This window comes from Ectothiorhodospira haloalkaliphila ATCC 51935, from assembly GCF_000633935.1.
Lineage (GTDB): Bacteria > Pseudomonadota > Gammaproteobacteria > Ectothiorhodospirales > Ectothiorhodospiraceae > Ectothiorhodospira > Ectothiorhodospira haloalkaliphila.
Genome location: NZ_KK214995.1, coordinates 225,798 through 235,935 on the forward strand (window position 1 = coordinate 225,798; position 10,138 = coordinate 235,935).

General features: G+C 62.3%; 12 protein-coding genes, 1 tRNA gene and 1 pseudogene. 6 read left to right on the forward strand and 8 right to left on the reverse strand.

Annotated features, from left to right (window positions below):
• The first annotated feature begins 157 nt into the window (after positions 1-157).
• The 6 genes from ECTHA_RS19185 to istB all read left to right on the forward strand — a co-directional run bounded on the left by ECTHA_RS19185 (position 158) and on the right by istB (position 4,550).
• Positions 158-319: a ribbon-helix-helix domain-containing protein gene (locus ECTHA_RS19185; RefSeq protein ID WP_238625352.1), complete on the forward strand. Its 162-nt coding sequence runs from the start codon at positions 158-160 to the stop codon at positions 317-319.
• A gap of 515 nt (positions 320-834) precedes the next feature.
• Positions 835-911: transfer RNA gene (locus ECTHA_RS0101025), tRNA-Val, on the forward strand.
• Positions 912-1,023: 112 nt separating this feature from the next.
• On the forward strand, positions 1,024-1,470 hold the full coding sequence (locus tag ECTHA_RS0101030; protein ID WP_026623438.1) for a secondary thiamine-phosphate synthase enzyme YjbQ: 447 nt from the start codon (positions 1,024-1,026) through the stop codon (positions 1,468-1,470).
• A gap of 132 nt (positions 1,471-1,602) precedes the next feature.
• Positions 1,603-2,169 carry a hypothetical protein gene (locus ECTHA_RS20170; protein WP_026623439.1) on the forward strand — a complete coding sequence of 189 codons (567 nt, stop codon included), beginning with the start codon at positions 1,603-1,605 and terminating at the stop codon, positions 2,167-2,169.
• 73 nt (positions 2,170-2,242) lie between these two features.
• Positions 2,243-3,793, forward strand: a complete 1,551-nt coding sequence (istA, locus tag ECTHA_RS0101040; protein WP_035368902.1) for an IS21 family transposase — start codon at positions 2,243-2,245, stop codon at positions 3,791-3,793.
• Between the two features lies 1 nt (position 3,794).
• Positions 3,795-4,550 (forward strand): IS21-like element helper ATPase IstB, encoded by a 756-nt coding sequence (gene istB / locus ECTHA_RS0101045; RefSeq protein WP_025280968.1) that lies wholly within the window; start codon positions 3,795-3,797, stop codon positions 4,548-4,550.
• A 66-nt stretch (positions 4,551-4,616) separates the two neighbouring features.
• Here the strand turns inward: istB and ECTHA_RS19190 are convergent, their stop codons facing one another.
• The 8 genes and pseudogenes from ECTHA_RS19190 to ECTHA_RS16480 all read right to left on the reverse strand — a co-directional run.
• Positions 4,617-4,736, reverse strand: coding sequence for a transposase domain-containing protein (locus ECTHA_RS19190; protein ID WP_084306617.1), 120 nt, complete (start codon positions 4,734-4,736; stop codon positions 4,617-4,619).
• Positions 4,737-4,904: 168 nt separating this feature from the next.
• Positions 4,905-5,141 (reverse strand): annotated as a pseudogene (locus ECTHA_RS16465) (tyrosine-type recombinase/integrase); the annotation flags it as partial.
• Positions 5,142-5,306: 165 nt separating this feature from the next.
• Complete coding sequence (locus ECTHA_RS16470) at positions 5,307-5,516, reverse strand: hypothetical protein (RefSeq protein ID WP_025281226.1); 210 nt, start codon at positions 5,514-5,516, stop codon at positions 5,307-5,309.
• A complete protein-coding gene (locus ECTHA_RS0101065; protein ID WP_025283052.1) occupies positions 5,513-6,313 on the reverse strand; it encodes an ExeA family protein in 801 nt (266 codons plus the stop codon). Before ECTHA_RS0101065 ends, ECTHA_RS16470 begins: the two co-directional genes overlap by 4 nt.
• Before the next feature lie 4 nt (positions 6,314-6,317).
• Positions 6,318-7,661, reverse strand: coding sequence for an IS481 family transposase (locus tag ECTHA_RS0101070; RefSeq protein ID WP_025283053.1), 1,344 nt, complete (start codon positions 7,659-7,661; stop codon positions 6,318-6,320).
• A 45-nt stretch (positions 7,662-7,706) separates the two neighbouring features.
• Positions 7,707-8,303, reverse strand: a complete 597-nt coding sequence (locus tag ECTHA_RS0101075; protein ID WP_026623440.1) for a hypothetical protein — start codon at positions 8,301-8,303, stop codon at positions 7,707-7,709.
• A gap of 217 nt (positions 8,304-8,520) precedes the next feature.
• Positions 8,521-9,330 carry a tyrosine-type recombinase/integrase gene (locus ECTHA_RS16475; RefSeq protein ID WP_025282616.1) on the reverse strand — a complete coding sequence of 270 codons (810 nt, stop codon included), beginning with the start codon at positions 9,328-9,330 and terminating at the stop codon, positions 8,521-8,523.
• Positions 9,327-10,138: tyrosine-type recombinase/integrase (locus tag ECTHA_RS16480; protein WP_218915900.1), on the reverse strand; the 812-nt coding region annotated here is incomplete at its 5' end. The genes ECTHA_RS16480 and ECTHA_RS16475, both read right to left, overlap by 4 nt.

A 10,138-nucleotide genomic window follows, 5' to 3' on the forward strand; every position in this document is an offset into this window, starting at 1 on the left:
AGGTACGTCATTTGCCACCTCCTTTGTATAGCGGATATACGGATTGTCAAGTGGCTATACGCCTACACATGCAGATGAGTAGGGGGTACACTTGGAGTGACACACACGAGATCGAGGACGGGAGCCCCCTGTGGTGAAGCGCACGCAGCAACGACAAGTGAACATTCGCCTGGACGACGAGACCCTTGCGCTGCTGGATGAATGTCGCGCTGAGCAGCGGACGACTCAGGGAAATATCCCGACGAGATCTGATGTCGTAAGACAGGCCATAGAGGCGTACCTTCGCGGTCTGGGGAAATGCCCACCCGCGCACGATTGAGTCGCCGGCCTTACCCTGATCTCCCAATCATCTCGCGCCATTGGCGGTCGTGGTGTCTTGCTCTTGGCCTGTGACGCCAGGGGCGCACCTCGGCGCGTGGCGGTCATCCATGTCGCGTCCGCGAAACCTCCCATGAAACTTTATAAATGCAGGTTGGTTGGCGAGTCGGCCTGCCATGTTGCTTCAGCGTGACCGCGCCATTTTTGGTGCAACCTGGCGGGGGATGTCATGTGGTGGCGGGAGGTGTGTGCCCAATCTGGGTGGTGTTCAGGTAAAAGCTGGGGTTTTGGGATCCTGGCGGGCGGGTTCTTCGTCTCTTGGGCACAATTTGGGCACGGTTTGGGCACGAACTCGGATTCGCTCCCTTGGTTGACCTGGGAGTCGCTGCTGGAGGCGTTGGATCGGGGGGAGGGTTATCCAAAGGGAAGGACTGTTTTTTTCTATCAAAAACAATGCTCTGAATTGGGTGTTGACACCCCGAAGGCAGCCTGTATAATGCCGCATTCGAACACGACAGGCGCGTAGCTCAGCTGGTTAGAGCACTACCTTGACATGGTAGGGGTCGTTGGTTCGAGTCCAATCGCGCCTACCATATCGTTTTGAATCAACTTGAAAAGGCCCCTTCCACCTTGAGGAAGGGGCCTTTTCGTATGTGTCGAATCCGTTATCCTGATGCTGAAATCGGGCACGTCGAGGGTAGCGTCATGGACATTCATCAAGCGAGCATCACCATCAATACCCAGGGTCGGGGGCAGTCGGAGATTACGGCGGCGGTGAATGACGCTCTAATCGCATCGGGCTTGCAGGTCGGTATCTGCCAGATCTTCTGTCGTCATACCAGCGCCTCTCTTGCCATCACGGAAAATGCTGATCCCACAGTGCTCAAGGATCTGGAAGGGTACATGACCCGCACGGTGCCGGATGGCGATCCCAGGTATGCCCATGATATGGAAGGGCCGGACGACATGTCGGCGCACATCCGCAGCATTCTCACGGGCAGTGGCCTCACGGTGCCATTTGCTCAGGGTCGGCTCATGCTTGGCACCTGGCAGGGGGTCTTTCTCTGGGAACATCGCGCCCGTGGGCATGCTCGCGAGGTTGTGGTGACTTGTCTGGGACGTGGGTCAAGGACAAGGACAAGGGCAGAGTAAAGCCATCGTAGGCACCCCGCCACCCCGTCGCCAGTGAGGGCAACCAGGGATGAAGGGCAGTGCATCACGGAGGGTCCATTGGATGGATTTATTGCCGCGCGACATGGGGTCCCGCCACATGGATTGCCGAAGTTGCTGCGTGCCTTCCAGCAGTTCTTCCGCGAACAGGCTGATGCCTGGCTGGAGCGCTTTGACTACAAGGAGGCGGGCCCGCAGTTGCTGATGCAGGCGTTCCTGCAGCGGATCGTCAATGGCGGTGGCCGCATCAGCCGGGAATATGGCCTGGGCCGCAAGCGCACGGACCTTTTCATTGAATGGCCGACGGACCCGGCCAGGGGTTTTCATGGACCGATGCAGCGTATTGTCATCGAGCTCAAGCTGCAGCGTGGCACCCTGGAGGGCGTCATCAGCCAGGGGCTTGTCCAGACGGTCGCCTATGCCAGCCAGGGTACGCGTCCGGTAGGGCACGTATACCCACTCCTCACTCCCCGCTGGCATTCTCTCCGCAGGCCTGGGTGCGCGGCTCCCAGTGATAGGGCAGCAGTTCGTGGAGACGGTTGGTGGGATGGATCCTGGATGCGCTCAAGTGCGTATTCCGGAGCAAGGTTGCCACTGATTCCACGGCAAGCCTGCCACCCATTCCAGGGGAAAGCTGCCACTGATTCCACGGCAAGGCTGCCACCCAGGCAGAGGCGCTGAGTCGACTCATCGAAGTGTCCAGACGCGGGATAACTTACCGGTAGGCTGGTCCTTTCCATCCGGGGAAGGTCAGATGCCAGCGAAGAGGTTATCCATGCGGAAGATCAAAGAAGTCCTACGCCTCAAATGGGAGCGAGGGCTGAGCAACCGCCAGGTTGCATTGGCCTGCGGTATCAGTCGTCCCACCGTGAGGGAGTATCTTCGGCGTTTTGCCGAGGCGGGTTTGAGTTGGCCATTGCCAGAGGACCTGGGCGAAAGTCGCCTGGAGCAGTTGTTATTTCCGCCCCCTCCAGACCTGCCAGCCCATGCCCGGGTCGTACCGGACTGGCATCGGGTCAAAGAGGAGTTGAGGGGCAAGCACGTCACCCTTTTCCTGATCTGGCAGGAGTACCGGGAAGCCCACCCAGAGGGGTATCAGTACAGCTGGTTTTGCGAGAACTATCGGGCCTGGCAGGGCAAGCTGGACATGGTGATGCGTCAGGACCACCGGGCTGGAGAGAAGCTGTTTGTGGACTATGCCGGCCAGACTGTGCCAGTCATTGATCGCAATACCGGGGAGATCCGCGAGGCTCAGATCTTCGTGGCAGTACTTGGGGCGTCCAATTACAGCTATGCAGAGCCGACCTGGAGCCAGACACTGCCCGACTGGATTGGATCCCACATCCGGGCCTTCGAGTTCTTCGGAGGTGTGCCAGAGCTGGTGGTGCCGGACAACCTGAAATCGGGCGTCACCAAGGCGCATCGTTACGATCCGGATCTCAACCCGACCTATCAGGACATGGCCGCCCATTACGGTGTGGCCGTTGTCCCCGCACGATCCCGAAAACCCCGGGACAAGGCCAAGGTGGAGGGTGGCGTGCTGATCGTTGAGCGGTGGATACTGGCGGCACTGCGCCACCGTCAGCACTTCTCTCTTGGGCAACTCAAATCCAGCATCCGTGAACTGCTGGAGAAGCTCAACAACCGCCCGTTCCGGAAGTTGCCCGGTTGTCGGCGCGAACACTTCGAGCAGTTGGACAAGCCGGCCCTGCAGCCTCTGCCGGCAGAGCGTTATGTCTATGCCGAATGGAAGAAGGCCCGGGTACATATCGACTACCACGTGGCCATCGGGGGGCACTACTACTCGGTGCCTTACGCCCTGATCAAGAAGGAGGTCGAGGTCCGGATCACCCACAACACCATCGAGTGTTTTTACCGGGGCAACCGCATTGCCAGCCACCCTCGCTCCGATCAGAAGGGTCGGCACACCACCGTGGCCGCCCACATGCCCGAATCCCATCGGCAGTCAGGTGAGTGGACGCCCAAGCGTCTGATCGCATGGGCCGCCAAGACCGGGCCTGCAACAGAAAAGCTCATCTGCACCGCCCTGGGTGCCCGAAAGCACCCCCAGCAAGCCTACCGTTCCTGTCTGGGCATCCTCCGCCTGGGGAAGACGTTTGGTGATGTTCGCTTGGAGGCCGCCTGTCAACGCGCGCTGACGCTTGGGACGTGCCGCTATAAGAACATCGAATCCATCCTCAAACACCGCCTGGATGAACAGCCTCTGGAAGAACAGCAGGAGCTGGCCTTACCTGATGGCCACGACAACATCCGCGGCCCAGCCTACTACTCTGAGGGGGTCTGACATGCTCAAACATCCCACCCTGGATAAACTCCACGCCCTCAAGTTAACCGGCATGGCGGCCGCCCTGGCCGACCAGGTGGCCACACCCGACATCCAGGAACTGAGCTTCGAAGAACGCCTTGGACTGTTGGTGGACCGCGAAACAACCGAACGGGAAAATCGGCGCATGGCGAGCCGGTTGCGCCAGGCCAAGCTGCGACACACAGCGAGCCTCGAAGACCTGGATTATCGGAACCCGCGCGGCCTGGACAAGGGGTTGATCCAATCCCTGGCGGCCTGCCAGTGGGTGAAGGAACACCTCAATATCCTCATCACCGGCCCCACCGGGGTTGGCAAAACCTGGCTGGCCTGTGCCTTGGCCCATAAGGCCTGCCGAGAGGGACACACCGCCCACTACGTTCGTCTAACCCGTCTGTTGCGGGAGCTGAGCATCGCCAAGGGGGATGGTCAGTACGCAAAGCTTCTGGCCAACTTGGCCAAAGTGGATGTACTGATTCTCGACGACTGGGGGCTCATGAAACTCAATGCTGAAAACCGCCGTGACCTCCTGGAGGTGTTGGAAGACCGCCACGGCAGACGATCCACCATCGCCACCAGCCAACTGCCCATGGACCAATGGCACGACGTCATCGGTGATGCCACCCTGGCTGATGCCATTCTGGATCGCTTGGTTCACAACGCCTACAAGATCAATCTCAGAGGGGAGTCCATGCGAAAAACCCAGTCCAAGTTGACCGACACCGCAACGTCGGAGTAAGAAGGAAAACCCCGCGTCGCTACGCTCCGATGGGTGGCAGCTTTGCCCCGGTCCGGGTGGCAGGCTTCACGTGGAATGGGTGGCAACCTTCAGCGGTCTACGCAGCTCAAGCACATCGATCAGATAGTGACGGGGGTTCACCCCGTTCTGCTTGCAGGTCTCCAGGAGGGTGAGCAGGATCGCCAGGGCGTGGCCTCCGTTCTCGGAGCCAGCGAAGTTCCAGTTCTTCCGATTATGCTGTGCTCCGCATAATCGGAATTATGACGAGTCCCCGATTATGTGGAGTAGGCGGGGTGGTGGCTCGGCCGAATCTCTTTGCGATGCCGCGATGCCGCCCGTTTGTTGTTCGCATAATCAGAGAGAGTCCAAGAAGGCGAGGAGTTCCGGCTGCGGCCGATACCGGGTGGACTCAATGCTCGGTGGTGCGAGTCGGGCCAGGGCCTGCTCTTTCAAGGCCAGGTCCGCTTCCACGTAGCCGTGCGTGGTTTCGATGCTCTCGTGTCCAAGCCAGAGGGCGATGACGGACAGCTCAACACCAGACTGCAGGAGATGCATCGCGGTCGTGTGACGGATCACGTGCGGTGTGACCTTCTGTTGTTTCCCAGATTATTCCACGCCCCTTTTCCCACACAGATCCTGGCTACAGGCCGAGTGTTTTCCCGGATTATGCCCTCGGGTGGAAGATTCCTGGAAGGTGAACGGATGCGGGAAGCTGGGGGCGCGAGCCTTGGGTGACTCGCGCCCGGGGGCAAGGACTCAGAAGGGATCCTGCTCGTCGTCGAACAGGGAGGTCTGGCGGGTGTCGATGGAGGGCGCTCGCTCGGCGGCCAGGGCTTCCTGCAGGGCGAGGTCGTAGCGCTGGCCGATATGCTCGGTGAGGATCTCCAGCAGTTCCCACACGGCCAGAGCCTGTTCCGGGGTCCAGTGGCCTGGCAGCGGGATGGTGAGGGTGTGGTGGTGGTTCATGGTCGCAGTTCCTCCAGGGCGGTCTGCAGGTGCTCGGCACTGACCTGGCGGACCTGTTGCTGGGCGGCGCAGGTCAGGGCGTAGTGGGCCAGGCGGCCGACAGGGCGGGGCATGCCGTGGGTGGCCTGATAGAGGGCCTCGATGGCCTCCGGCTCGAACAGGGGCAGTTCGCAGCCGACCAGGCGCAGACGGTGGGCCAGGTAGTCGGGCAGTTCCTCGCGGCTCAGTCCCCCCAGGTGATGGCGCACGACGAGTCGCTGGGCCAGGGACTCGTGCACGGCCATGCCCAGGCGCCGGCGCAGCTCGGTGAGGCCAACGAACAGCAGGCACAGACGGGGATCGGAGTCCATGGCGTAGTTGGTGAGCAGGCGCAGATCCTCCAGGACATCGTTGCGCAGGTGATGGGCCTCGTCGATGATCAGGACCGGCAGTTGCTTGCTCTCCAGGGTGAGCCGGGAGATTTCGGCGCGCACCTGGCGGAAGGCGCTGGCGCGATTGCGTTCGGTGGGCAGGCCCAGTTCCCAGGCGATGGACTTGTACATGTCCATGACATTGCCGGTGGTCAGGGGGATGTAGAAGGTACGATAGAGTCCCGAGTGCAGGGTGCTGGTGATGCGTCGGCAGGCGGTGGTCTTGCCGCTGCCGGCCTCGCCGGTGAGCAGGCCGATGCCCCGCAGGCGCAGCAGGTGCCTGAGCCGGGCCTGGGCCTCGCGCAGGGTCTGGGACTCGAACAGGTCTTCACTGGCCACGCTGGGTTCGAAGGGATAGGCGGTCAGGCCGAAGTGCTTGCGGTACATGGCCTCAGTCCTCCCCCGCCTCGATATCGAAGTCCCGCCAGTGCATCCCCGAGGGGCTGGGTTGCGGGCCCTGATCCTCACTGCGGGCCTCGCGCGAGGGCGTGTTGCGCTTGACGAAGCAGTTGGCGTACAGGTCCACGGGCCTGGCGGTTTCCACGTACCGGCCTTGATGGACGATCTGCACGGTGCGCCGGGTGGCGCCGGGGTCGTAGCGCAGCGTGACGCGCTCGCCGATGAGGGCGGCATCCACTTCGTAGATCACGCCGTCGAGGCTGACGGTACGGTCCTTGTGGACCTTGCGTACCGCCTCGAACAGGCACAGATCCTCCAGATCCAGACTCGGGTCCAGATAGCGCACCTGGTCACCGTCCTGAGCCCACCGCTCCAGGGGCGTCATCCCGTCCAGGCCGCGATGGGGGTTGTGGTGATACTCCCCCTCAACCCAGGCCCACAGGCGCCGGTTGAGGGCCTCCAGGCTGGCGGTATCCTCCGGGGTGAGGGTGTTCAGTAGCTGGGCGCGTAAGGTCCTGAAAAAGCGTTCGATCTTCCCCTTCCCCTGAGGGCGGTAGGGACGCGCATGGATCAGAGCGATACCCAGCCGGGCGCAGACCAAGGCCAGGTGATGGGAGCGGTAGTTCGCGCCATTGTCAGTGTATAAGCGTTCAGGGAGTCCGCGCTTGCTCAGAGCCTGGCGCAGCACGGGCAGGAAGGCGCGGGTGTTCTCCGAGAGGGCGAAGGCGGCATGGGGAACCACCCGGGTGGCATCGTCCATGAAGGCGATCAGATAGGTCTTGCGGCGCACGCGCCCTTCGACGGTGACACTGGGGCCGTGCATGACATCGCTGGACCAGAGCTGTCCGGCTCGGGCGAAGGCGAAGCGGCGGCGATCCTGGTCATGAGTGGCCTCGGCCTGGCGCTGCATCAGCCCATGACGCACGAACAGGCGGTGGACCGTGGAAGGTGGCAGCGGCAGATCCGCGTCCACCGCGCCGTTGTCACGCAGGTGCCGGATCACCTGGCGCACGGACCAGGAGGCATGTTCCTCCTTCAGGGCGATCAGGGCCTCGGTGACGGTCGCTGACAGGCGCCGGGGCTGGCCACGATCCTGGCGCGGCTTGGGCAGCAGGGCGTCAAAGCCACCCTGGCGGTACTTCTTCATCCAGTCCCGCAAGGTCTCGGCGGCCACATGGGTGCGATGGCTGCCAGGGATCTGATGGGTGCGGGCGGCAATGGCATGGAGCTGGGTATAGAGCCCGGGCGCGCCGGGCGGCCGACGCACCAGGTCGGCGATCAGCCCGAAACGGAACAGGGCGATCTCGTGGCGCAGGTCATGAGAGGGATCGGGCATGGCAGCGTCTCCGGGGAAAACGACCCAAACGGTCGCTCCACGACGCTACGCCCCGCTGCCAGGCGGGTCAGGGCCCATTGTGTGTTGGCGCGACGGGGAGGTGGACACACCGCCACTGCAGCGGTGGGCAAAACCGAATGGCGGCGGTAACTGATCGAGCCAGGGCGCGGCAATCTCACGCAGGGCGGGGAGCAAGGGTGTCTGACCTAATGCGATCTGGCAGGCGGTCAAGGTGGGGGCGCAGTCGGTGAGCAGGTCGAGTAGCAGTCCCCTGAGGCGGTGCAAGCAATCGTCTATCGCATCCTTGCGGCGGCGTACCCAGCGCACCGCCCCTGCCTCCTCGATCTCGGGGCGCAGCATCCTGGCGGCCGCCACCAGACTGGGCGCGATCTCCGCGGTCATCACCGCCACTTCCACCGCCTGTAGCTTCCCCGACCAGCGGGCCGCCAGACAATCAGGTATCAGGGAAAACGTGCGGTGCCCCTGCGGGCAATACCAGCGGGCGATCCGTGCCCCCCGAGGCCGCTTGCGCGCATAGCTGCCGTGGCGGGCAAAGCCACAGCCCCCGGCAGGATGCAGCGGACAACACGTCAGGCTTGCTTTCAACCAGCCTTGCTGGGTAACGTATTGTTCGCCGGTCAAAGGCGTTCTCAACCGCAATAGCACACCGGCCACCGGCCCGCACGGCGGCTACCGTGGCGGGCCACTTTTATGGGTTGGCCTCAGATCATGCCCCTGTCCGCCCCGATCCGCCAGCCCGGTGAATCAATCCGGGCACTTCGCCTCACACCCGACTCACACTCTGCCACCACGCTGGCTCTATCAACGAGGAAATAATCCGCTTCAGATCAGGCGGTGATCAGCGATTTGGGGTGGGAAACAACACCTTCGCTCTGCCCAGGGAGGGACAAGAGCAACCGGCGGCCGCCACGGCAACCTTCAGGCGCTGAGACACTCCGCTTCGGGTCATGGCTTGCCCCGCACGATTCGGGAAGAGCGGTGTTCCAGGTTCGTCTGGTAGCTCTTCGAGCCACTTCCGCAGGAGGCTCGCTGTATCACGCCATAGCGGAATCACTCTTGCCTTCCTGCCCTTGCCACGAAGATGGACCACCAGACGATCCTCGGCGTCGACGTCTTTTCGTCGTAACGCCGCTATCTCCGAAACACGGCCTCCGGTGTTGTAAAGGGTTCGCAGGAGTACTTGGTCACGTCGACCGCTCCAAGTGGATGTTTGGGGCGCCTCAAGAAGCGAGTTCATCTCGACAACCGAGAGATAGTGGATCGGCCCGCGGTCATGCCGCTTCATCGGGATAGCCAGTACCTGCTGCACAGTCGAGAGGGCAAGCGGGTCTTGAAGAACCGCATAGCTCACGAATGATCGGATCGCAGCAAGGCGGACGTTGCGGGTCCGAGCGGTATTGCCTCGCTCGCGTTCGAGGTGATCCAGGAAGGCGAGTACGAGTTCACGGTTCAAATCCTGAAGCCCCATCTCCGCAAGGGCGTGCCGATCGCGGCGTACGGCGAAGCGCAGTAGCAGCCGGAATACGTCCCGGTATGCAGTCACTGTCCGCGGACTCGCCTGGCGCTGTGCGATCAGATAGTCGTAGAAGTAACTCTGAAGAAGCCACCCGAGTTTCGGTGAGTCAGCCCCAGTGGGTGCCTTGGTCACAGTGGTTTCTCCGCTCTGGCCGCGAAGGCTGCGAAGCGCTCGCTGACCACGTTCATCAGTTCGGGGATTGCGCTCAGATACCAGTACGTCGAGCTGATCTTTTGGTGACCAAGGTACGCCGCAAGGTAGGGCATCTTTACATCAACGCTCTCACCGGCTTCGTGCCAGGCGAGCAGCCGTCTGCATACGAAGGTGTGGCGAAGGTCATAGAGCCTTGGCCAGCGATGTCCGGCTGGCGCGCCGCTGAAACCGAGCGTCCGACATAGGCATCGAAACGCATAATCAGCGTGGATGATTTCCAAGGACTCACCGTTGCCGCGACGGAAGAACGCTCCGCACTCTGATCCGATGGTCAATCCGGCGCAGGCGACCCGGTAGCTGATCAAGGCGGCAACCGTGCTTTCGTGGAGGGGAACGACGCGCTCATGGCCGAACTTACCACTACGAACGACGATCAGGCCCCTTGCAGTGTCGACATCTTCGTTGCTGAGGCGTACCCCCTCACCGGGGCGGAGTCCTGTCGCCACAAGCAATCCGATAAGTACGCGCATCGACAAGCCACGCGCCGATCCCGCAGGGTGAAGCTGGTCAGCAGCCTCCATCAATGCCCTCACCTCACTCTCTGTGAAGATCCGGGGCGGGACGCGTCGGTGCGTGGGACCGAGAAGGCGCTGCGGCGGTACTTCCGTACCAGGGTCATCAACCAGCAGAAACCGTGCGAAGCCGCGCGCGATCTGAAGGCGACGGGATTGGGCCATGTCCGAGCCCGAGGGCGCCTGCCGGGCCCATCGTAAAGCCAGGGCCGTCG

What these genes read in the sequence shown, in the direction of transcription:
- ECTHA_RS0101030 (WP_026623438.1), top strand. Translation starts at nt 1,024, where the DNA reads ATGGACATTCATCAAGCGAGCATCACCATCAATACCCAGGGTCGGGGG.
- istA (WP_035368902.1), top strand. Translation starts at nt 2,243, where the DNA reads ATGCCAGCGAAGAGGTTATCCATGCGGAAGATCAAAGAAGTCCTACGC.
- istB (WP_025280968.1), top strand. Translation starts at nt 3,795, where the DNA reads ATGCTCAAACATCCCACCCTGGATAAACTCCACGCCCTCAAGTTAACC.
- ECTHA_RS16470 (WP_025281226.1), bottom strand. Translation starts at nt 5,516, where the DNA reads ATGAACCACCACCACACCCTCACCATCCCGCTGCCAGGCCACTGGACC.
- ECTHA_RS0101065 (WP_025283052.1), bottom strand. Translation starts at nt 6,313, where the DNA reads ATGTACCGCAAGCACTTCGGCCTGACCGCCTATCCCTTCGAACCCAGC.
- ECTHA_RS0101070 (WP_025283053.1), bottom strand. Translation starts at nt 7,661, where the DNA reads ATGCCCGATCCCTCTCATGACCTGCGCCACGAGATCGCCCTGTTCCGT.